This window comes from Agrobacterium sp. SOY23 (assembly GCF_027212525.1).
GTDB classification, from domain to species: Bacteria; Pseudomonadota; Alphaproteobacteria; order Rhizobiales; family Rhizobiaceae; genus Agrobacterium; species Agrobacterium tumefaciens_I.
This window is the reverse complement of record NZ_JAPWDT010000003.1, coordinates 83873-106534: the sequence shown is the minus strand read 5'-3', so window position 1 is coordinate 106534 and position 22662 is coordinate 83873. Positions and strand designations below refer to the sequence as shown.

Here is a 22662-nt window from a genome sequence, read left to right as displayed (position 1 = left end):
GATGAACTGGCCCCACAGCGTGAAGATCGTCGAGGTGGGCGCGCGTGACGGCCTGCAGAACGAAAGCGCCGAGATTTCCACCGCCATCAGGATCGAGCTGATCGAGCGGCTGGCCACGGCGGGGTTGCCGGCGGTCGAGGCGGGCGCCTTCGTGTCGCCGAAAAAGGTTCCGCAAATGGCGGATTCGGCGGCGGTGTTTCGGGGTCTCCAACGACAACCCGGCACTGCCTATCCGGCACTCGTTCCCAATATGAAAGGTTTCGAAGCCGCCCTTGAGGCTGGCGTGACGGAAATCGCCGTTTTCGTCTCCGCATCCGAAGGCTTCAGCCGACATAATATCGGCTGCTCGCGCGCCGAAAGCCTTGAACGCCTGCGTGATGTCGCGGAGGCAGCAGCTGGCAGAAACATCCTTATGCGCGGTTACGTCTCCTGCATCGCAGGCTGCCCCTATGACGGCGCGGTGGCACCCGACGAGGTGGCCGCGATGGCTGAGGCGCTTGTCGCCATGGGCTGTTACGAAATTTCCCTCGGCGATACGATCGGCGTCGGCACGGCCGGCCTGATCCGCAAGGTCATCGAACGGGTGTCTGCCCGCACCCCGCGCGAAAAAATCGCCATGCATTTTCATGACACCTATGGGCAGGGCGTCGCCAATGTGCTGGCCTCGCTTGAGGAAGGCATAATCGTCTTTGACAGTTCCGTGGCCGGGCTCGGCGGCTGCCCCTTCGCGCCGGGCGCTAGCGGCAATGTCGCGACCGAAGATGCCGTTTATCTCCTGCAGGGGCTTGGCATCGAAACCGGTGTCGACCTGATGGCAGTGGCGAAGACCGGGGACTGGATCAGCCGGCATCTGGGCAGGCCGAATGCGGCGCGCGCCGGCAAGGCCCTGCTTGCCGCAAAGAGGGAGGGAAATGCGCATGGCGAATGAGTTGTTGAGCGAGACACACCAGGATGTTCTGTGGCTGACGCTCAACCGGCCAGAGGTGCACAACGCCCTGAATGCCGCAATGACGGATGCGTTGACCGCCGCAATCCGGAAAGCATCCGGCGACGGCGGCCTGCGCGCCGTGGTGATAACCGCGGCAGGCGACCGCAGCTTCTGCTCCGGGGCCGACCTGAAGGAGAGCGCGGGCGGCATGTTCCTTTCACGGGACGGAACGAACCCCATCGCCGACGTGATGCGCGCCATCGAGGGCTGTGACAAGCCCGTCATTGCCCGCATCAATGGCCGGGTTCTGGCCGGCGGGCTCGGCCTTGTCGCCGCCTGCGACCTTGCCTATGCCGCCGATCATGCGGAATTCGGCCTGCCGGAAGTGCGGGTCGGGCTTTTCCCGGCCATGGTGGCGGCGCAGCTTCTGGCGAAAATACCCATGAACCGGCTTCAGGAAATGGCCTATCTCGGCCTGCCGATCACCGCTGTCGAAGCCCACCGCCTTGGTCTCATCAATCGCGTCGTGCCATCGGCTGAACTCGACGGCGTGGTCGAGGCGGTTCTCGCCCTCCTGCGGCAGAATGCGCCGGGCGCCATCGCAGCCGGAAAGACGGCCCTGCAGACGATGCGCCGCATGCCATCCCGCGAGCGGCTCGCTTTTGCCGAAGGCGTCATTGCAACGATCAGCGGCAGCGACGAGGCGCAGGAGGGGCGGCTCGCCTTTGCCGAAAAAAGGAAACCGCTCTGGGTGAAATGACTACCGCGCTTTTCGAACGCCGCCATCGGCTCAATCGATATAAATCCGATGCGTCCGTTGACCCCGTTCAGCAAATCGCGTTCTATCCAGCACCTTTCGCCGGACGGCGATCGGGGAGCCGGAGGAGACCCTATGCGCCTTGTTAAAACCGTCGCCGAATTGCGGGATGCGATTGCCGCCTTTCGCCGCGAGGACAAGACGATCGGCTTCGTACCGACCATGGGTTTTCTCCATATCGGCCACCTCACACTGGTTGCCAAAGCCAAGGCGGAAAACGACGTCACGGTGGTCTCGATCTTCGTCAACCCGCTGCAATTCGGGGCGAATGAAGATCTGGCCCGTTATCCGCGCAACCTCGCCCGCGACAGCGCGCTTTTAGAGGAAGCGGGCGTCGATATTCTCTTCGCGCCCGAAGTCTCGGAAATGTATCCACGCCCGATGTCGACGGTTGTGGATGTGCCCGAACTGGGCAGCCAGCTGGAAGGCGCGGTGCGACCGGGGCACTTTGCCGGTGTCACAACGGTCGTGACCAAGCTTTTTAATCTCGTCCAGCCGGATGCCGCCTATTTTGGCGAAAAGGACTATCAGCAGGTGACGCTGATCCGCCGCATGGTCGAAGACCTTGCCCAGCCGGTGCGGGTCGTGCCCGTCGCCACGGTGCGGGAGGCGGATGGGCTCGCCTGTTCTTCGCGCAATGTCTATCTGAGCCCCGAGGAACGCGCCGCCGCCGTCATCGTGCCGCGCGCACTCGAAGAGGCGGAACGGCTTTATAATGAGGGCCTCGACAACCCGGCAGCCTTCGAAGCGGCAATAGAAAAATTCATCGCCGCCGAGCCGCTGGCATCGCCGGAAGTGGTCGCGGTGCGCGATCCCGATACGCTCGCCCCCCTCGCTTCATTGCAGGCGGGCGCCGTGCTTGTGGCGCTGTTCGTGCGGGTCGGCAGCACGAGGCTTCTCGACAACCGCGTCATCAGGCGCGACAGGATCGGTCAACGGGAGGCTGCCCCATGAGCGCCCATGGAAAACACAAGCGGCTGACGACGGCCTCCATCCGCCAGATGAAAGGCGAGGCGCGCATCGTCTGCCTCACCGCCTATACGACGCCGATCGCCCGGCTGCTCGATCCGCATTGCGACCTGCTGCTGGTGGGCGATTCCGTGGGCATGGTGCTTTACGGCATGGAGACGACGGTCGGCGTCACACTGGACATGATGATCGCCCATGGCCGGGCCGTCATGCGCGGCGTCGAACATGCCTGCGTCATTGTCGATCTTCCCTTCGGAACCTACCAGGAATCCAAGGAACAGGCCTTCCGCAACGCGGTGCGGCTGATGCAGGAGACTGGCTGCGATGGCGTGAAGCTGGAGGGTGGCGAAGAAATGGCCGAGACCATCGCCTTTCTCGTCGCGCGTGGCATTCCCGTCTTCGGCCATGTCGGGCTGATGCCCCAGCTCGTCCACACCGCCGGCGGCTTCCGCTCGCTCGGCCATTCGGATGCGGAAACGCAGAAAATCTGGCGCGACGCGATTGCGGTCGATCAGGCCGGCGCCTTCGCCATCGTCGTGGAAGGCACAGTCGAGCCGCTTGCGCGCGAACTGACCGAAAAACTCGCAGCCCCCACCATCGGCATCGGCGCATCGCCGGCCTGTGACGGGCAGGTGCTGGTTTCCGACGATATGCTCGGGCTGTTTTCCGATTTCAAACCGAAATTCGTGAAGCGTTACGCCGATCTCGGCACGGCGGCTTCAGAAGCCGCAGCGGCTTATGCCGATGAGGTGCGCTCCGGCGCGTTTCCGGGGCCGGAGCATACGTTTCAGGTGCGCCGGCGGTCGCCTTCGGGGGAGTGAAGAAGCAGGGCTGAAGAGTTGCTGAAGTGACAAGGAATATCTGAGACATTTCTGTCGTCATGCCGGACCTGATCCGGCATCCAGCCACGGCGCGTCTGCGCCGTGAGAAGCAAGTCTTTCGTGATCAAAGACTTGATCGCGCCGGATCCCGGCATAAGGCCAGGATGACGGATGCGGGAATGTCATCCTACCCCTAAACGATACCCCCGCTACCGCCAACCGAAGCCGGACGTTCCGCCGCCACCCGCTTGCGATAACCGCTCGCCCGGTAAGTCGCGACCGGATCGATCGCGCCGCCGGCCAGTTGCCGGGCCTGCGCAAGGATCGGCTCGACATCGGTACGGTAGGCCCGCTTCAGCGTATCGGAAGCCATCAGCGCATCATTGTCCTGCTGGTAGCCATCGAGAGCCGCGCGATCCACCAGCAAGGCCTGCGCATAGGCGCGGCGGATTTCATTGGCGCTGGAGATCAGGCTTTCGATCGGATCGGTCACATTGTGCGACTGGTCGATCATATGGGCCGGATGGAAACCCTTCACGCCGCGATGTTCGGCATCCACCAGCTCGTTGAAAACCAGGAACAGGCGGTAAGGCTCGATCGAGCCGGCATCCAGATCGTCATCGCCATATTTGCTGTCGTTGAAATGGAAGCCGCCAAGCTTGCCGAACTGGATGAGCCGGGCGACGATCATCTCGATATTGGTGTTCGGCGCATGGTGGCCGAGATCGACGAGGCAGAAGGCCTTTTCGCCCAGCGTATTGGCGATCAGGTAATTGGTGCCCCAATCCTGCACGACGGTGGAATAAAAGGCCGGCTCATACATCTTGTGTTCGGAAAAGATGCGCCAGTCATCCGGCAGCGCCTTGTAGATATCGGCCATGCCGGCGAGATAACGCTCGAAACTTCTGGTGAAGTTGCTCTGGCCGGGGAAGTTCGAACCATCGCCCACCCACACCGTCAGCGCCTTGGAGCCGATGGCGTTACCGATTTCGATACATTCGATGTTGTGCTCAACCGCCTGCCTGCGCGTGGCGGCGTCCGTGTGGCTGAGCGAACCATATTTGTAGGAATTGCTCTGGCCCGGCGCATCCGAAAAGGTGTTGGAGTTCATGGCGTCGAAGCCGAGACCCAGCGCATCGGCATGGGCTTTCAATCGCTTCGGGTCTTCCTTGTCCCACGGAATATGCAGGGAGACGTTGGGCGTTGCCCGCGTCAGCTGGTTGATGACGGCGCAATCGTCCAGCTTGTCGAAAATGCCGCGTGGCTCCCCCGTGCCCGGAAAGCGGGCAAAGCGCGTGCCGCCCGTGCCGACGCCCCACGAAGGCACGGCGACGAAAAATTCCGCCACCTTGGCGGTGATCGCGTCAATATCGATCTTGCGACGGGCGAGCTGGTTGCCCAACGCCTGATAATCGTCCTTCTGTGCGCCGGCGCGCTTTTCGTTTTCGTCCGTGATTACATCGGCGGCGATTTTCGTCTCGGTCATCTCTTCCTCCCCGGTCATCCCGGCGGTGCCCCGCCTGTCACCGTCCCCTATTATCGCGTAAAACTCTGCGCATTACCGGCATCGACATTGATGATGTTACCGGTGGACTTGGCGGAAGCGTCGGACGCCAGGAAGTAGATCGCTTCGGCGATATCTTCCGGAAACACATTGAGCTTCAGCATCGAGCGCTTGCGGTAATGTTCCTCAAGATCAGTCACCTCGATCTTGGAGGAGGCCGCGCGCTGTTCACGCCACTCGCCGCTCCAGATTTTCGAGCCGCGCAGCACGGCGTCGGGATTGACGGTGTTGACGCGAATGCCGGCTTCCGCCCCTTCGAGCGCAAGGCAACGGGCGAGATGAATTTCCGCAGCCTTGGCCGTGCAATAGGCCGATGCATTGGGCGAAGAAGCAAGGCCGTTCTTGGAAGCGACGAAGACGACGTTGCCACCGAGATTCTGCCGCCGCAGCAGCCGGAACGCTTCTCGCGAGACGAGGAAATAACCGGTGGCGAGAATGTCGATATTCTTGTTCCACATGGCAAGCGTCGTATCTTCCACCGGAGCGGAAGAAGCGATGCCGGCATTGGAAACGAGAATATCCACGCCGCCGAATTCCACGCTCGCTTCCGCGAAAGCGGAAATGACCGCATCTTCCTGCGTCACGTCAAGCTTGACGGTGCGCACCGCGTCAGTGCTGTAGCGCTTGGCAAAATCGCCCCTGGCAGCCTCCAGCGCGGCTTCGTCAATATCGGCCAGAACCACGCAGGCGCCCTCGCCCGCCAACCGTTCCGCCGTTGCCCGGCCGATGCCACCTGCGCCGCCGGTGACGAAGGCCACCCGGCCGGCAAGGCTTTTTGGCTTCGGCATGCGCTGCAGCTTTGCTTCTTCCAGCAGCCAATATTCGATATCGAAGGCTTCCTGCTCCGGCAGGCCCTGATAGTCCGACACGGTGGATGCACCGCGCATGACGTTGATCGCGTTCACGTAGAATTCGCCGGCGATGCGGGCGGTGGCCTTGTCCTTGGCAAAGGACAACATGCCGACACCGGGGATCAGGAAGATCACCGGGTTCGGATCGCGCATTTTTGGCGAGTTATCGTGGCGGCAGGCCTCGTAATAGCGGCTGTAGTCGGCGCGGTAAGCCTCAAGCGCTTTGTCCAGACCAGCCGTCAGCGCGTCCACATCGGGTTTCGCGGTATCGAGATCGAGGATCAGCGGACGGATTTTTGTGCGCAGGAAATGGTCGGGGCAGGATGTGCCGAGGTTCCCAAGCGGCTTCAGGTCCTTCGAATTGACGAATTCCAGAACTGCATCCTGATCGTCGAAATGACCGAGCTTGCGCTCCTCGCGGCCGATGCGGCCACGGATTTCCGGCATCAGCCGGGCGGCAATGGCGCGGCGTTCGGCCACCGGCAGGCTTTTGGCCACCGCACCACCGAAAATTACCTTGCCTTCGGTCTTCGCCGCAAACCATTCGATCGCCCTGTTGATGATGGCAAGCGTCAGTTCGTAGCAGGCCTTGGCGTCATTATCCCAGGTGAAGAGACCGTGGCTTTCCAGCACGACGCCCTTGGCCTTGGGGTTGGCCTTGACGAAAGCCTCCAGATCGAGCCCCAGCTGGAAACCGGGACGACGCCAGGGCAGCCAGCCGATCTCATCGCCGAAAATCTGCTGCGTCAGCTCCTTCGAGTTCTTCGAAGCGGCAATCGCGATGATCGCGTCCGGATGCATGTGATCGACATGATCATAAGGCACGAAACCATGCAGCGGCGTATCGATGGAGGCGGCGCGCGGGTTGAGATTGAAGGTGCAGTGCGGCAGGAAACCAACCATGCGGTCTTCATCCTCGACACCCTTGTAGATGCCCTTCAACGCTTCCAGCTTGTCGAGATAAAGCGTGGCGAAACCGTCCAGCTTGATGGTACCGACATCGCCGCCGGACCCCTTCACCCACATGACGCGGACCTTCTCGCCGGTCAGCGGATCGGCCTCCAGCACCTTTGTGGAGGTGTTGCCGCCACCGTAATTGGTGATGCGCTTATCGGCGCCCAGCAGATTGGAACGGTAAAGCAGCTTGCCAGGCTCATCGAGCGTTTTGGCGTAAGCATCGTCCCAACGGCTTTCGAGAAGGCGGGATTTACCCGTCATGTCTTCCTCCCACATCTATGTGCATTCGCGGAGCCGACACCGGCCCGCCTCCTTTGATGGCAGGTATCGCGCATCCAAAAGCACAATGTCAATCAAAAACGATCATAAATTTTCATGTTGCAGCGCGATATTGATTAATTTGATCGTTCTTGATTGACAACGTAAAGAGATTGCGAATAAATCACGGTCAGGAGGACCCCATGCACGAACGCGAACGCCATCGCATCATCTTGAGCGCCACACAGGAAAAAGCTGTCGTGACGGTGCAAGATATTGCCGAACTGACGGATGCGTCGGAAGCGACGATCCGCAGGGATATCGCGTCCTTGCACGTTCAGGGAAAGTTGCGGCGTGTGCGTGGCGGGGCGGAGGCGGTGCATCCGCCGCAGCTCGGCAATCTCGCCGCACGCCCCTTCCGCGTGTCCGAATCAGTCAACATCGACAAGAAACGCGCAATTGCGCGCAAGGCGGTTGATCTCTGCAATGATGGTGACGCGATCATCCTGAATGGCGGCACGACGACATTTCAGATGGTGCATTACATGGCGGCGCGCCGCCTGCAGGTGATGACCAATTCCTTCGCCATTGCCGAGCATCTCGTCAAACATTCCAAATGCAACGTCAATGTGCCGGGCGGCGCGATCTATCGCGATCAGAGCCTCATCCTCTCGCCCTTCGAGAACGACGCAATCCGCAATTTTTATGCGCGACGGATCTTTCTCGGCGCGCAGGGCGTGGGCGCGCTCGGCATCATGGAATCCGACGCGCTGGTGATCCAGAGCGAGCAGAAGCTGATGCGGCAGGCCGAGGAGCTGATCGTCATGGTCGATTCCTCGAAATTCAGGAAACGATCCAGCCTCATTCTCTGCCCGCTCGAAAACGTCTCGACCATCATCACCGATGACGGGATTTCGGATGAGGCGGCGAAAATGGTCGAAAATGCCGGTGTCGAATTGCTGATCGCCGGTGCGGTGGGGGATGGCAAGATCGCCGGCCCGCCGGATGAGGAGGATTCCTCTTCGGTTGCCTGAGGAGCGCCGAAGGGAAGAACAGGTTTCAAAACGGGAGGAAAAAGGGTCATGAAACTTACACGCAGAACATTGACGAGCGCTCTTGCGCTCAGCGCTGCTCTTTCTGTCGCAGGACTTGGCAGCGTTGCCCAGGCCGCCGACGTCAAGATCGCACTGGTGGTCAAATCGCTCGGCAACGGCTTTTTCGAAGCCGCCAACAAGGGTGCCGAAGAGGCCGCGAAGGACCTTGGCGGCGTGAAGATCATCTATACGGGTCCGACCAGCACCACGGCGGAAGGCCAGATCGAAGTCATCAATTCGCTGATCGCACAGGGCGTCGATGCCATCGCCATTTCCGCCAACGACCCCGACGCGGTCGTTCCGGCGCTCAAGAAGGCCACCCAGCGCGGCATCAAAGTCATTTCCTGGGATTCCGGCGTGGCGCCTGAAGGCCGTATTCTCCAGCTCAATCCGTCCTCCAACGCGCTGATCGGCAAGATGTGCCTGCAGCTCGCCGCAGCCCATCTGGAAGGCGGCAAGGGCGACTTCGCCATCCTTTCCGCCACCACCACCTCCACGAACCAGAATGTCTGGATCGGCGAGATGAAGAAGCAGCTGAAGGATTTCCCCGGCCTCAACCTCGTGACCACCGTTTATGGTGACGACCTGGCCGACAAGAGCTACCGCGAAGCGCAGGGACTGCTCTCCTCTCAGCCGAACGTGAAGGTCATCGTCGCTCCGACGACGGTCGGCGTTCTCGCCGCTTCGCAGGCCGTGAAGGATGCGGGCAAGATCGGCCAGGTCTTCGTGACCGGCCTTGGCCTGCCGTCCGAAATGGCCGGCGCCATCAAGTCGGGCGCCACCAAGGAATTCGCCATCTGGAACCCGATCGACCTCGGTTATTCCGCCACCCAGATCGCCTATCGCCTCGTGAAGGGCGAAACCGATGGCAAGCCGGGCTCGGAAATCGAAGCCGGCCGCATGGGCAAGATCAAGGTTGGCGAAAACAGCGAAGCGGCCATGGCCGATCCGTTCATCTACGACGCGAAGAATATCGATCAGTTCTCGAAGATTTTCTGATCTGAGAAGTGACGGCAGTGCGTGGAGGGCACCCCCCTCTGCCCTGCCGGACATCTCCCCCTCAAAGGGGGAGATCGATATGCGGCACTCGCTCGTTCCATAGGGCGAGGTGCTATCCGCTTGCCGATCTCCCCCCTTGAGGGGGAGATGCCCGGCAGGACAGAGGGGGGTGCCCCTCGCCGTTTCAATCAAATAGACCGGTAAGACGGAATGATGCGTGCTGAAACCCAGACCATAAACATGACAGAGGCTTCCAGCCCCACGCCCATTCTGGAAATGCGCGGCATCAGCCAGATATTCCCCGGCGTCAAGGCGCTGGATGGCGTCGATATCGCGCTTTATCCCGGCAAGGTCACCGCGCTGATCGGCGAGAACGGCGCGGGCAAATCCACGCTGGTCAAGATCCTCACCGGCATCTACCGCCCGAACGAGGGCGAAATCATGCTGGATGGCAAGGCCGTCCACTTCCACAGCGCACAGGACGCCATCGATGCCGGCGTCACCGCCATTCATCAGGAAACCGTGCTGTTCGACGAGCTCTCGGTCGGCGAAAACATCTTCCTCGGCCATGCCCCCAAAGGCCGTTTCGGCCTGATCGACTGGAAGACCATCAATACGCGCGCCAGAATTCTGCTGGAACAACTGGAAAGCACCATCGATCCTACCATCCGGCTGAAAGACCTGTCGATCGCCCAGCGCCATCTGGTCGCCATCGCCCGGGCACTATCGGTCGAGGCCCGCATCGTCATCATGGACGAGCCGACCGCCGCTCTCTCCCGCAAGGAGATCGACGATCTCTTCCGCATCGTCGAAAACCTGAAGCGGCAGGGCAAGGCGATCCTCTTCATCAGCCACAAGTTTGATGAAGTCTATGAAATAGCCGAGAATTATGCCGTCTTCCGTGACGGGAAAATGGTCGGCGCCGGCACGCTTGCCACCACCCCGCAGGATGAAATCGTGCGGCTTATGGTTGGCCGCGACGTGACGAATGCCTTCCCGAAGCAGGCCGTCACCCTTGGTCCGACGGTACTTTCAGTCCACAACTATTCGCACCAGACGGAATTCCGCGACATCTCCCTTGAGCTGCGCAAGGGCGAAATTCTCGGCCTTTACGGGCTGATCGGCGCCGGACGCTCCGAACTCTGCCAGTCGCTGTTCGGCATCACCCGGCCGGCGTCCGGGCAGGTGACGCTGGACGGCCAGCCGCTCACCATCCGTTCGCCGGAAGATGCGATCCGCGCCGGCATCGTCTACGTGCCGGAGGAGCGCGGCCGCCACGGGCTGGCGCTGGATATGCCGATCTATCAGAACATGTCGTTGCCCTCCCTCACCCGCACATCGCGCAAGGGGTTTCTGACCGCAGCCAATGAATTCGCACTGGCGCGCAAATATGCCGCGCGGCTCGATCTGCGCGCGGCTGCGCTTTCGGTGCCGGTCGGCACGCTTTCGGGCGGCAACCAGCAGAAAGTGGTGATCGGCAAGTGGCTTGCCACGAAACCGAAGGTCATCATTCTCGACGAGCCCACCAAGGGTATCGATATCGGCTCCAAGGCTGCCGTGCATGGCTTCATCAGCGAGCTTGCGGCCGAAGGCCTATCGATCATCATGATTTCATCCGAACTTCCCGAAATCCTCGGCATGTCCGACCGCGCCATCGTCATGCGCGAAGGTCTGATGGCGGGCCAGTTCGAACGTGCCGATTTTTCTCCGGAAAAGCTGGTGCGCGCCGCCACCGGCAATGCCTGAGAGGGGCCACGAACATGCAACGTCTACTCAAAAATCGCGAATGGCTGCTGGCGGGCATCATCCTCATCATGATCGCCGGCTTTGCGCTGCGCGCGCCCGGCTTCGGCCGGCCCGGCAATCTCGTCAATATCTTCAATGACACGTCCATCCTCATCATTCTGGCGCTTGGCCAGATGGCGGTCATTCTCACCAAATCCATCGACCTTTCAGTCGCCGCCAATCTCGCTTTTACCGGCATGGCGGTGGCGATGACCAATGCCGCCTTTCCGGGCGTGCCCCTGCCGCTGCTCATCGTCATGGCGGTCGGCATCGGTGCGTTTCTGGGTTCGCTCAACGGCGTGCTGGTCTGGTGGCTCGGCATTCCGCCCATTGTCGTGACGCTCGGCACGCTCACCATCTATCGCGGCATGGCTTTCGTGCTGTCGGGCGGCGGCTGGGTGAATGCACATCAGTTTTCGCCGACCTTCCTTAATGTGCCGCGCACGATGATCCTCGGCATGCCGGTTCTGTCCTGGGTCGCCATTCTCATCATCGCCGGGGCCTGGCTGGTGCTTACCCGCAGTTCCTTCGGCCGCTCCGCTTACGCTTCCGGCGGCAATCCCAGTGCTGCCGTCTATGCGGGCATCGATGTCGGCCGCACCCGCTTCTTCGCCTTCGTGCTGTCGGGCGCTTTGGCCGGTCTCGCCAGCTATCTCTGGGTGTCGCGTTACGCCGTCGCCTATGTGGATATCGCCGCCGGTTTCGAGCTGGACAGCGTCGCGGCCAATGTGATCGGCGGCATCTCGATTGCCGGCGGCATCGGCTCCGTGGCTGGTGCGGTACTCGGCGCGCTGTTCCTCGGCGTCATCAAGAACGCGCTGCCCGTCATCGGCATCTCGCCCTTCGCGCAGATGGCGATTTCCGGCGTGGTCATCGTGCTCGCCGTCGTCTTCAACGCCCGCGCCGAGGCCAGAAAAGGCCGCATCATCCTGCGTGACCGCGCCGCGGCAGATCATGGCAAGGAAGCATCTGCATGAGCACGAATTCCCAACCCTCACAGGCATCGCGCATCATTCCCGACAAACTCGGCACACCGCTCAGCCGTATCATGGCCAGCTGGGAAGTGTTGCTGCTTGGCGTCGCGATCCTCATCTTCATCGCCAATTCGCTCGCCTCGCCCTATTTCCTTAACGCCTGGAACCTCTCCGACGCGACCTTCAACTTCACCGAAAAGGCGATCATCGCCTTTGCCATGGCGCTGCTGATCATCGCCGGCGAAATCGACCTGTCGGTCGCCGCCATCATTGCACTGGCCTCCACCGCCATGGGTGCGGCGGCGCAGATGGGGATCGGCACGCCCGGCCTCGTCGCCATCGGCATCGGCACCGGGCTTTTCTGCGGCGCCTTCAACGGCTTTCTGGTCGCGGTGCTGAAACTGCCCTCCATCGTCGTCACCATCGGCACGATGAGCCTGTTTCGCGGTATTTCCTACATGGTGCTGGGGGATCAGGCCTATGGAAAATATCCGTCGGATTTCGCCTATTTCGGTCAAGGCTATGTGTTCTGGGTGATCTCCTTCGAATTCGTGCTGTTCATCGCCATGGCCGTCCTCTTCGCCATTCTGCTGCATGCCACCAATTTCGGCCGGCAGGTCTATGTCATCGGCACCAATCCCTTCGCCGCACGCTTTTCCGGCATTCCCGTCGAGCGCGTGAAGTTCATCCTCTTCCTGCTCACCGGCCTGATGAGCGGCATCGCCGCCGTCTGCCTCACCTCGCGGCTGGGCTCCACGCGCCCGTCAATCGCGCAAGGCTGGGAACTTGAGGTGGTGACCATGGTGGTGCTGGGTGGCGTCTCCATTCTCGGCGGCTCCGGCACCATCGCGGGCGTCGTCATCGCCGCCTTCGTCATGGGCCTCGTCACTTTCGGGCTGGGGCTTCTGAACGTGCCCGGCATCGTCATGTCGATCTTCGTCGGCCTGCTGCTGATCATTACCATTGCCATCCCCATCGTCGTTCGTCGCCTTCGTGCCATGAGAGGCTGAGCCATGCCGGAACTTGAAAAACACGCCTTCAAGATGAAGCTCTTCGCCGGCAAAGAGGCCGAATATAAAAAACGCCACGACGAGATATGGCCGGAGCTGATAGCACTGCTGCACGAGGCGGGTGTGAGCGATTACTCCATCCATCTTGACCCGGAAACCAACATTCTTTTCGGCGTGCTGACCCGGCCAAAAGTCCACGGCATGGCGGCTTTACCCGAACATCCCGTGATGAAAAAATGGTGGGCGCATATGGCTGATATCATGGAGAGCAATCCCGACAACTCGCCCGTCGCAAAAGACCTGGTAACGGTGTTCCATCTGCCATGAGCGACAGCATCAAACCGGGCCGCGTCGCGGTCATCGATATCGGCAAGACCAATGCCAAGGTGGTCGTCATCGATACTGGCAACGGCGAGGAAATCGCCGGCGAGAAGCGGACGAACCCCGTTCTTCGCGATGGCCCCTACCCGCATTACGATGTGGAGATGCTCTGGAACTTCATTCTTGACGCACTTGCACGGTTTGGTCACGAGCCGGGTTTCGACGCGATTTCCATCACCACTCATGGCGCTTCAGCAGCACTTCTCGATGCAAACGGCGACCTCGCCATGCCGGTGCTCGATTACGAGCATATCTACCCCGAACCGGTTCAAGAGGCCTATCGCGGCCTCAGGCCCGATTTCGCCGAAACAGGTTCACCGCAGCTCCCCGCGGGACTGAACCTCGGGGCGCAGATCCACTTTCAGAAAACCATGTTTCCAGACGATTTCGCCAGGGTGCGCAGCATCGTCACCTATCCGCAATATTGGGCGGGACGGCTGACCGGGGTGCAGGCAACCGAAACGACCTCGCTCGGGTGTCATACCGACCTGTGGAACCCGCGCCGGAAAAGCTTCTCTTCGCTGGTCGGGCGTCTCGGCATCGAGCGTCTGATGGCGCCGGTCCGTTCCGCTTTCGATGTGCTGGGAACGATCCGCCCATCGCTGGCGCAGGAAACCGGGCTGTCACCGGATATGCCGGTCTATTGCGGCATCCATGATTCCAATGCGTCGCTCCTGCCGCACCTCCTTCGCCGCGATGGAGATTTTTCCGTCGTCTCCACCGGCACCTGGGTGGTGAATTTCGCCATTGGCGGCAAGGCGGATGCGCTGGATCCCGCCCGCGATACGCTTTTGAATGTCGATGCGCTTGGACGACCCGTTCCCTCCTCCCGCTTCATGGGCGGCAGGGAATATGAGATGCTGGCGCAGCAATTCGGACCAGCAACAAGCGACGAAATCGAAGTCGCGCTCGGCGGGGTTATCGAAAAAGGCATGATGCTACTGCCGAGCGTGGTCAGCGGCTCAGGCCCCTTTCCGGGAAACGAGGCGCGCTGGATCGCCGATAACGACGCAACAGGGGTGGAGCGACATGCGGCTGCCTCGCTTTATCTCGCCCTGATGACGGAATTCTGTCTTTCGCTCGTTGAGCGGAGAGGGCCGGTTGTCGTCGAGGGTCCCTTCGCTGGAAACACGCTGTATTTGAAGGCACTCGCCGCTTTCGCCGCAACCGACGTCATTGCCATGGAAGGTTCGACGGGAACCAGTGCGGGCGCGGCACTCCTCACCGGCATCAAGCCGGTTGCCGGTCGCGAGCGTCATTTCACGGCTGGGGATATGGCGGCGCTGACTTCCTATCGCACCAACTGGCGGGGTCATCTGACCTGATCCGCATAAAAATGCGGCCGAACAATCGGCCGCATTTCGGCTCTGCAGAAGGTTCAGCCCTTGATGAAGGCCAGCAGATCGGCGTTCAGCGCATCGGCATTGACGGTGAGCATGCCGTGCGAGAAGCCGGGATAGGTCTTCAGCGTGCCGTTTTTCAGCAGCTTGACCGACTTATGAGCCGAGTCGGCGATTGGAACGATCTGGTCGTCTTCACCGTGCAGAACCAGCGTCGGAACGCTGATGGCCTTCAGGTCTTCGGTCTGGTCGGTTTCGGAGAAAGCCTTGATGCCATCGTAATGGGCCTTTGCGCCGCCCATCATGCCCTGCCGCCACCAGTTCTGGATAACGCCTTCATGCACGGTCGCACCATCGCGGTTGAAGCCATAGAACGGGCCGGCCGGCACATCGCGGAAGAACTGCGCGCGGTTTGCGGCGAGCGCTGAGCGGAAGCCGTCAAAAACCTCCATCGGCAGGCCTTCCGGATTGGCTTCGGTCTTGAGCATCAGCGGCGGCACGGCGGAAACGAGAACGGCCTTGGCAACGCGGCCAGCGGGTTCGCCATGCTTGGCGACGTAACGGGCGACTTCGCCACCGCCGGTGGAATGGCCGATATGGACTGCATTCTTCAGATCGAGCGCCTCGACAACGGCGAAGGCATCGGCGGCGTAGTGGTCCATATCGTGACCATCGGCAACCTGGGCGGAACGGCCGTGACCACGGCGGTCATGGGCGACAACGCGAAAACCCTTGGAAACGAAGAACAGCATCTGCGCATCCCAGTCATCGGAGGAGAGCGGCCAGCCATGGTGGAACATGATCGGCTGGGCATCCTTCGGGCCCCAGTCCTTGTAGAAGATTTCGGTTCCGTCTGTCGTCTTAACAAAGCCCATGATCGTTTCTCCTTTGGTTGCGGTGGCATCTTCCAGCGCAGCCTCTGTTGTGCGCCGGTTTGATGGAGGGATAATGACGCAGCAAAACAGCCCCAACAATTACAATAATAATTCGGAATGAATTGCGTTTTTAGCAATAATGATGGAGCCGCCCGCTGCCTGCCGGATTCCGGTATCGGCGCTAAACGGCACCAAGCCGCAAAGGTTGCGACAGATGGCGCAAACGGGTCATAAAAAAATTGCAGGCAGAGCGCTCCGCGCCCTGCCCTCAGTTTAAAGCAAACTCTCCAACACCGTCTCTCGGGGCGGCGTGGCCAGAGCTTTCAATCCACCTCGGGATCGTATTCCCTCGGGCTGTCATCCTTCGAGAACAGCACGCAAGGACCGCGTGAACCGCGCGGATCATAAGCGTAGCCCTTGGCCGTCAGCGCCTGCATGATATCGCGAACGCCTGCAAGGCCATAAAGGTGATCGTGCAGCTCGACGAATATACGTTCCACTCCGGAAAGATCGGCCCTGCCGAGCAGATCGCGCTCGGCGCCTTCAATATCCATCACGAGCGCCGTGATGCCCTTGCTGGCAACGAATTCATCGATATTGGCGGAGGAGATTTCGATACGCTGCTCATAGGGGCCCTGATTTTCGTCCATGGACGACATCCAGAGATCCTTGCGGACGTAGAAAGGATAGGAACGCGGTTGGTCGGCGGTGAGAAGCCCCTGTGAAAACACGACATTGCCGCGGCAATTGGCCTTGATGACCCGCTCCGCCAGCGCCGCCGTCGCAGGGTTGGCCTCGAAAGCCCAGACGGAAACATCCTCTATGCCGGCGATGATGGAAGTGATGATGCCGATGCCGGAGCCCAGCTCCAGAACACGGTCACCCGGCTTGATGGCTTTCAGGACGCTGCGGGCCTCTTTGGCCTCATAGCTGCCGTCGGTCAGCGCCTGCCAGATGACGGGCGATACCTCATCGGAAGAAAGAGGCAGGGCAACTCCATGCACGTCCAGTATTTCCATGTCTCAAGCCTTTTCGCAAAACCCGGTCGCTTCGTCCGAATGATCCATATCGACCGGGAATGCTCTACAACATCGGCGCCGTGACCGATATCGGTTTTAGCAGGCAATGATATATCGGTTAAGAATTCGCCACGCTCCCAATGCCGCAAAACGGGCCTGTTTCAGACGGAGCTCCAGGCCACCAGCTCCTTGGCCGGCAAAGGCCTGCTGATCAAATATCCCTGCACCTGATCGCATCCGAGACGCCGGACACATTCATATTGCTCTTCCGTCTCGATACCTTCCGCAATCGTCGTCATTCGCAGGCTGCGACCAACGCCGACGACGAATTCCACGATGGCCAACGCATCGCGGTCGCTGGTGATATCGCGCAGGAAGGACCGGTCGATCTTGATCTTGTCGAAAGGCACGCCGCGCAGATTGGCAAGCGAGGAATAACCGGTGCCGAAATCATCCATGGCGATCTGGATGCCGACGGCCTTCAGCCGGGACAGCGTGTTGATCGTCTGGTCGCTCTTGTTGAGCAGGATCGATTCAGTGATTTCAAGCTCGAGCCGGCTCGGCTCCAACCCGCTTTTCTCAAGCGCGCCCATCACGTTCTGGATGAGACTGGTGCTGTGGAACTGAACCGGCGAGAGATTGACCGCCACCTTCATGTCCTCGTCCCAGCCCATCGCCTCGCGGCAGGCCGTCTCCATCACCCATTTTCCGAGCGAATGGATGAGGCCCGTTCTTTCCGCCACGGGAATGAACACGCTGGGCGGCACATCGCCCCTGACCGGATGTTTCCAGCGCAGCAGCGCTTCGAAACCGCAGAGTTTGCGGGTCTGCGTCGCCACCTGCGGCTGGTAATAGACTTCCATCTCGTCATTCTGCAGTGCCGTCTGCAGATCGGCCTCGAAGGATTTCTTCTCGGTCAGCTGCTTCTGCATGCGGACCTTGAAGACGCTTGCCCGGCCCGGGCCAATGGCCTTCGCCTCGTAAAGAGCCAGATCCGCACGCTTGAACAATTCATCGGCATCGACGGCGCCATGCGAGATGGCGATGCCGATGCAGGTGCCGATTTTGACCTCCTGCTCACCCAGCTGATAGGTGCGGCTGATCTGATCGATGAGCTTGGTGGAAAGGCGGCGGGCGGCATCCTCGTTCAGATCGTCGGAGACGACGGCAAATTCGTCGCCGCCCAGACGGCAGACCATGTCATAATCGCCGCCGATGGCCGAAAGGCGCTGCGCCACGGCCTGAAGCAGCGCATCACCCGCATCGTGGCCGAGCGTGTCGTTCACGTCCTTGAACCCGTCGAGATCAAGCAGGAGGATGGCCGTCGTTCCGGTGCCGCCGAAGGAGCGGCGCAACCTCTCGATCAATTCCTGCCGGAACAGCGCACGGTTCGGCAGCCCCGTCAGCGCATCGTGATAGGCATCATGCTCAAGCCGGACGTTCTTCGCCTGCAATTCGAGCGTCGCGGCGCGCAGATCGTCCGTCAGGCCGCGCATGCTTTTCTGCGCCCGGTTCAGGAGATCGTTCTGGCGAAGCAGCAATATGACAAGGGCTATACCGCACAGGATCAGGCCGCCGGCCAGCGCGGTATAAACGATATGCAGCTTGCGCACATCCTCATGGGCCGTGTCGATCAGATTGACGTCATAAGCGACGGAGGAAGAGGCAAGCGTCGTCATCGGCGCATCGAGCGCGCTCATCGCCGAGAGCAGATCCGGAACTTCGGCGGGATCAAGGGTGTTCACCTCCTGCTCCAGCCGCTCCAGAATGGCATCGAGGCGGGTTACAAGATCCCGCCACTGCTGTTTCTCATTGATGAAGGCCCCGAGGTTGCCCTGCTTCAGAAGCTCAAGCCGGCTCAGCATGATGTCCAGACGCAGCTGCAACTCGTCCCGGTCTATCTTGCCGGGATTGAGCGCGAAGACGGCCAGCTTGTTCTGCAGGCGCAGATATTCCGCCACCGTCTGGCTGACGGCCCAGGAATCATTGTAGCGGGCGAATTTCTGCAGAGCGGTCTGCCGCTCGGCAATCACGAAAGCGATATAGCCCGTTGCCAGGACAAAGCAACAGATGATCACCGCCACAAGTTTTCGCAAACGGCACCTTTATTCCACGTTCAGTTTGGCAACTTGCCATGCGGACCGCGAATAATAGGTCTGCTTCTGCAGCTCCGGGTCGCTGTCATAGGGATAGATGACGAACAACGGGCCTTTTTCGCGAACTGTCATGTAATTGCCATCCAGCTTGATCGCGAGGATAACGTTAAATTTCTTAAAATCTTCAATCGGTATCGTGCTGACATAATCGTTGAGGGCGACGGCCGTGACGCTTGTGCCCTTTGCCCCGACGACATCCATCAGTTTCGCCAGCGACACGCCCTCGAAACGAACGCGGCCATCGTGCCATGGCGTCGTCGTCTCCACCGTCTCCATGCCGAGCGCTTCCAGCATGTCGCGGTCAAACTGCGCCGCACCCTCAGCATTCGTGTTGGTGATGTTTCCGGATATGGTTAATATCGGCTTGCCTTGCGGTTTGGCGATCTCTGCGGCCCCGGCACAGGAAAGCCACACGAGCGACAGGAACGCACTGAGAAGTACCCGGGCGAAACTCATACTTTTTCTCCATCGATAACGTTCAGGTCGAGGGTTTTCGCCAACCTCTGAAGGTCAAGGGAACCGACACTCGCAATATATATCAGGAACCAATATTATATCCTCACTGAGATTTTATCCGTATTTTCTCTAGGTTTTGAGTAAACCCTTTTGATAATTTTTCCGTCCCATTGTAGTTTTTTAGGCTTGGCGCCCTGTTATGAGGCAAACGACAGGCGCTAAAAACTTCTGTCGACAATCCGTCCGGTGCGACAAAGGCCGAATTGTGGCGAGACCTGTTCCGCCCTCGGACAGAACCGCCTGATTCGCGCGCAAGGCGACTGGCCGATCGTTACCTCTTCGGATGCAGAACCGGAATGACAAAGACAGGTTCCCCGCCGCAGAAAAATCATGGCGATTGCCGGGACGCATGGTTGAAACATACCGCCTGGAACTTAATATAAAGGCTGTCATTTCCGTTTCCGGCCATCTCGGATGCCGGAAATATCCAGACACCCGTTCCGCGCAGCGCAAGCCGCGACGCCGGATACGTCCGGTCAGGACAATTCTGTTCACGTCTCCGGGCCGGACGGCACCCGCCGTATCGGCCGCATCATGAAGGTAGCCCCTATGCACACCTATCCCGACATCAAACTTCTCATTGATGGCGAATGGCGAGACGCCGTTTCCGGCAAGACGATCGCCGTATCCGATCCGGCAACCGACGAGATCATCGGCGCGATCGCCCATGCCGAGAAGGAAGACCTCGATCTGGCGCTTGCCGCCGCCGAACGCGGTTTCAAGCTGTGGCGCGACACCTCGCCCTTCGAGCGTTCCAAGATCATGCGCAAGGCTGCCGACATCCTGCGCGAGCGCAAGGACAAGATCGCCTACATCATGACCCGCGAGCAGGGTAAGCCGCTGGCGCAATCCGGTACCGAAATCATGGGCGCCGCCGATACCATCGACTGGTTCGCGGAAGAAGCGCGCCGCACCTATGGCCAGGTCATCCCCGCGCGCGCCACCGGCGTTTCGCAGCTTGCCATCAAGGTGCCGGTCGGCCCCGTTGCGGCGTTCACGCCCTGGAACTTCCCGCTCAACCAGATCGTCCGCAAGCTTTCCGCAGCGCTCGCCACCGGCTGCTCCATCATCGTCAAGGCGCCGGAGGAAACACCGGCATCACCGGCGGAACTCATCCGCGCCTTCGTGGATGCGGGCGTGCCGGCAGGCGTCATCGGCCTCGTTTACGGTGTCCCGTCAGAGATTTCGGAATATCTGATCCCGCACCCGGTCATCCGCAAGATTTCCTTCACCGGCTCCACACCCATTGGCAAACATCTGGCGGCTTTGGCCGGCAAGCACATGAAGCGCGCCACGATGGAACTGGGCGGCCATGCGCCTGTCATGATCTTCGACGATGCCGATATCGAAAAGGCGATCGAGGTGACGTCGCTTGCCAAGTTCCGCAATGCCGGCCAGGTCTGCGTCGCCCCCACCCGCTTCCTCGTGCAGGACGGCGTGGCGGATCGCTTCCTCGAAGGTTTCGTAGAAGCAACCAAAGCCATCAAGGTCGGTAACGGTCTCGAAGAGGGCGTTATCATGGGCCCGCTTGCCAATGAACGCCGCATTCCCGCGCTGGAAGGCCTCATCAACGACGCGGTTTCCCATGGCGCGGAACTGAAAACCGGCGGCCGCCGCATCGGCAACAAGGGCAATTTCTTCGAGCCGACGGTTCTCGCCAATGTGCCGGTGACCGCCAAGATCATGAATGACGAGCCCTTCGGTCCGGTCGCGATCATCAACCGCTTCTCGAGCTTCAATGACGCCATCACCGAAGCCAACCGCCTGCCCTTCGGCCTTGCATCCTATGCCTTCACCGGCTCGGTCAAGACCGCGCATGCGCTCGGCCAACAGGTCGAGGCCGGCATGCTGACCATCAACCATAACGGCCTTGCGCTTCCCGAAGTCCCCTTCGGCGGCATCAAGGATTCCGGTTATGGCACGGAAGGCGGCTCGGAAGCGGTTCAGGCCTATCTGGAGACCAAATTCGTCAGCCAGATGAGCTAAATGCTATCGAAATTTCTTCTCCCCGCCGGGGAGAAGATGCCCGAAGGGCAGATGAGGGGGGGGCAAGCTCTCCGTATATCTCTAACGTCGCCCCCTCATCCCGCTGCCGCGACCTTCTCCCCCTCGGGGGAGAAGATGAAAGTCGCACCCGCTCGATCCATCCTTACCTCTGAAAATTGCTCAGCCTTATCTTGCCTCCAACCCCATTATCGCCTAAAAGAACAAAGAGTGAACTTTGGGGGGGGGGATTACATGAGCGACACGGCGGCACCGGCACTGAAGGAAATCTTCAACCGCGAAAAACTGCAGCATATCGCCGATCAGACCAAGGCCGTTCATCCGCCCTTTGACGTTTCCGCCTTCATGGCGCACGCCACGACAAATCTCGAGGCGCTGGGCATCATGCAACGCATGCGGCAGGTGGCGACGAGCTTGCATGCCACGCTGCCCGGCGACTATGCCCGCAACATCGAAATCCTGACCGCCGCAGCGCCCGGCATCGGCAACGGTTTTGCCTCCATTTCACTGCCGGAATATGTGGCCCTTTACGGTCTCGATGATTTCGATCTTTCCATGCAGGCCTTGTCCTATTTCACCAGTTTCGGTTCCTCGGAATTCGCCATTCGCCATTTCCTGCAAAAGGACTTGAGCGCCACGCTCGCCGTGATGGAGACATGGTCACGGCATGAAAACGAGCATGTGCGGCGACTGGCGAGCGAAGGCTGCCGGCCCCGCCTGCCCTGGTCGTTCCAGCTGAAACCGCTGATTGACGATCCCTCCCCGGTCACCGCGATCCTCGACACCATGAAAGCCGATGATGCACTTTATGTGCGCAAATCCGTCGCCAATCACCTGAACGACATCACCAAAGACAATCCCGCCTTTGTGCTGGCGCTGATAGAGACATGGCCGAAGGACAACCCGCATACGCGCTGGATCACACGGCAGGCCTTGCGCACCCTCATCAAGAAGGGTGATGCCGCAGCGCTTGCCCATCTCGGCGCCCATGAGGAAGCGCAGATTGCGCTTGCGGCGTTTCAGGTATCACCCGAGACGGTCGCACTCGGTAATCCGGTGCGGATTTCCGCCTCTTTCGCCTCAACGGCGAAGAGCCCGCAGAAGTTGGTGATCGACTACGCCGTGCATTACGTGAAGAAGAGCGGCGATGCCTCCGCCAAGGTCTTCAAATGGAAAGAAGTCGAGCTTCAGCCCGGCGAAACCTGCGCGCTGTCGATCAGCCGCGCCATGCGCGATTTCACCACCCGCAAGCACTATGCCGGTATTCACAGGGTCGACCTGATGATCAACGGCAGGCTGGCGGCGGAAAGCGCCTTCGAGCTTCTGATCTGAAGCCGGTCAGCG

Annotated in this window: 19 protein-coding genes; 13 read left to right on the top strand and 6 right to left on the bottom strand. The window is 60.4% G+C overall.

Features of this window, described 5'->3' with window-relative positions:
• Position 1 precedes the first annotated feature (1 nt).
• The 4 genes from O3S81_RS09400 to panB all read left to right on the top strand — a co-directional run bounded on the left by O3S81_RS09400 (position 2) and on the right by panB (position 3535).
• A complete protein-coding gene (locus O3S81_RS09400; protein ID WP_269342624.1) occupies positions 2 to 928 on the top strand; it encodes a hydroxymethylglutaryl-CoA lyase in 927 nt (308 codons plus the stop codon).
• Complete coding sequence (locus O3S81_RS09395; RefSeq protein ID WP_269342623.1) at positions 918 to 1688, top strand: enoyl-CoA hydratase-related protein; 771 nt, start codon at positions 918 to 920, stop codon at positions 1686 to 1688. The genes O3S81_RS09400 and O3S81_RS09395 overlap by 11 nt, the downstream gene beginning before the upstream one ends.
• Positions 1689 to 1820: 132 nt before the next feature.
• The gene (panC, locus tag O3S81_RS09390; protein ID WP_269342622.1) at positions 1821 to 2699 is read left to right on the top strand and encodes a pantoate--beta-alanine ligase; all 879 of its coding nucleotides are present in this window, start codon (positions 1821 to 1823) and stop codon (positions 2697 to 2699) included.
• Complete coding sequence (panB, locus tag O3S81_RS09385; RefSeq protein WP_269342621.1) at positions 2696 to 3535, top strand: 3-methyl-2-oxobutanoate hydroxymethyltransferase; 840 nt, start codon at positions 2696 to 2698, stop codon at positions 3533 to 3535. The genes panC and panB overlap by 4 nt, the downstream gene beginning before the upstream one ends.
• A 193-nt stretch (positions 3536 to 3728) precedes the next feature.
• On the opposite strand, the gene rhaI is transcribed toward panB, so the two are convergent.
• A complete protein-coding gene (rhaI, locus tag O3S81_RS09380; RefSeq protein ID WP_269342619.1) occupies positions 3729 to 5021 on the bottom strand; it encodes an L-rhamnose catabolism isomerase in 1293 nt (430 codons plus the stop codon).
• 50 nt (positions 5022 to 5071) lie between these two features.
• Positions 5072 to 7168 carry a bifunctional rhamnulose-1-phosphate aldolase/short-chain dehydrogenase gene (locus O3S81_RS09375; RefSeq protein WP_269342618.1) on the bottom strand — a complete coding sequence of 699 codons (2097 nt, stop codon included), beginning with the start codon at positions 7166 to 7168 and terminating at the stop codon, positions 5072 to 5074.
• A gap of 200 nt (positions 7169 to 7368) precedes the next feature.
• Here O3S81_RS09375 and O3S81_RS09370 point away from each other — a divergent pair, with 200 nt between their 5' ends.
• From O3S81_RS09370 to O3S81_RS09340, 7 genes are all read left to right on the top strand, one after another.
• Positions 7369 to 8199 carry a DeoR/GlpR family DNA-binding transcription regulator gene (locus O3S81_RS09370; protein WP_269342617.1) on the top strand — a complete coding sequence of 277 codons (831 nt, stop codon included), beginning with the start codon at positions 7369 to 7371 and terminating at the stop codon, positions 8197 to 8199.
• 48 nt (positions 8200 to 8247) lie between these two features.
• On the top strand, positions 8248 to 9258 hold the full coding sequence (rhaS, locus tag O3S81_RS09365; protein WP_269342616.1) for a rhamnose ABC transporter substrate-binding protein: 1011 nt from the start codon (positions 8248 to 8250) through the stop codon (positions 9256 to 9258).
• Between the two features lie 210 nt (positions 9259 to 9468).
• The gene (locus O3S81_RS09360; RefSeq protein ID WP_269342614.1) at positions 9469 to 11004 is read left to right on the top strand and encodes a sugar ABC transporter ATP-binding protein; all 1536 of its coding nucleotides are present in this window, start codon (positions 9469 to 9471) and stop codon (positions 11002 to 11004) included.
• A 14-nt stretch (positions 11005 to 11018) separates the two neighbouring features.
• Complete coding sequence (locus tag O3S81_RS09355; RefSeq protein WP_269342612.1) at positions 11019 to 12020, top strand: ABC transporter permease; 1002 nt, start codon at positions 11019 to 11021, stop codon at positions 12018 to 12020.
• A complete protein-coding gene (locus O3S81_RS09350) occupies positions 12017 to 13027 on the top strand; it encodes an ABC transporter permease (RefSeq protein WP_269342610.1) in 1011 nt (336 codons plus the stop codon). Before O3S81_RS09355 ends, O3S81_RS09350 begins: the two co-directional genes overlap by 4 nt.
• 3 nt (positions 13028 to 13030) lie before the next feature.
• Complete coding sequence (gene rhaM, locus O3S81_RS09345; protein ID WP_269342608.1) at positions 13031 to 13354, top strand: L-rhamnose mutarotase; 324 nt, start codon at positions 13031 to 13033, stop codon at positions 13352 to 13354.
• Positions 13351 to 14733 carry an FGGY-family carbohydrate kinase gene (locus O3S81_RS09340; protein WP_269342606.1) on the top strand — a complete coding sequence of 461 codons (1383 nt, stop codon included), beginning with the start codon at positions 13351 to 13353 and terminating at the stop codon, positions 14731 to 14733. Before rhaM ends, O3S81_RS09340 begins: the two co-directional genes overlap by 4 nt.
• Before the next feature lie 53 nt (positions 14734 to 14786).
• Here the strand turns inward: O3S81_RS09340 and O3S81_RS09335 are convergent, their stop codons facing one another.
• The 4 genes from O3S81_RS09335 to O3S81_RS09320 form a co-directional block, all read right to left on the bottom strand.
• Positions 14787 to 15623 carry an alpha/beta fold hydrolase gene (locus tag O3S81_RS09335; RefSeq protein WP_269342604.1) on the bottom strand — a complete coding sequence of 279 codons (837 nt, stop codon included), beginning with the start codon at positions 15621 to 15623 and terminating at the stop codon, positions 14787 to 14789.
• 323 nt (positions 15624 to 15946) lie between these two features.
• On the bottom strand, positions 15947 to 16642 hold the full coding sequence (locus O3S81_RS09330) for an FkbM family methyltransferase (protein ID WP_269342602.1): 696 nt from the start codon (positions 16640 to 16642) through the stop codon (positions 15947 to 15949).
• Between the two features lie 161 nt (positions 16643 to 16803).
• Positions 16804 to 18726: a putative bifunctional diguanylate cyclase/phosphodiesterase gene (locus O3S81_RS09325; RefSeq protein WP_269342600.1), complete on the bottom strand. Its 1923-nt coding sequence runs from the start codon at positions 18724 to 18726 to the stop codon at positions 16804 to 16806.
• 21 nt (positions 18727 to 18747) lie between these two features.
• Positions 18748 to 19254, bottom strand: coding sequence for a molybdopterin-dependent oxidoreductase (locus tag O3S81_RS09320; RefSeq protein WP_269342599.1), 507 nt, complete (start codon positions 19252 to 19254; stop codon positions 18748 to 18750).
• A gap of 609 nt (positions 19255 to 19863) precedes the next feature.
• On the opposite strand from O3S81_RS09320, the gene O3S81_RS09315 reads away from it, so the two are divergent.
• A complete protein-coding gene (locus O3S81_RS09315; protein WP_269343493.1) occupies positions 19864 to 21300 on the top strand; it encodes an NAD-dependent succinate-semialdehyde dehydrogenase in 1437 nt (478 codons plus the stop codon).
• Positions 21301 to 21552: 252 nt separating this feature from the next.
• The gene (locus O3S81_RS09310; protein ID WP_269342598.1) at positions 21553 to 22650 is read left to right on the top strand and encodes a DNA alkylation repair protein; all 1098 of its coding nucleotides are present in this window, start codon (positions 21553 to 21555) and stop codon (positions 22648 to 22650) included.
• The last annotated feature ends 12 nt before the right edge of the window (positions 22651 to 22662 follow it).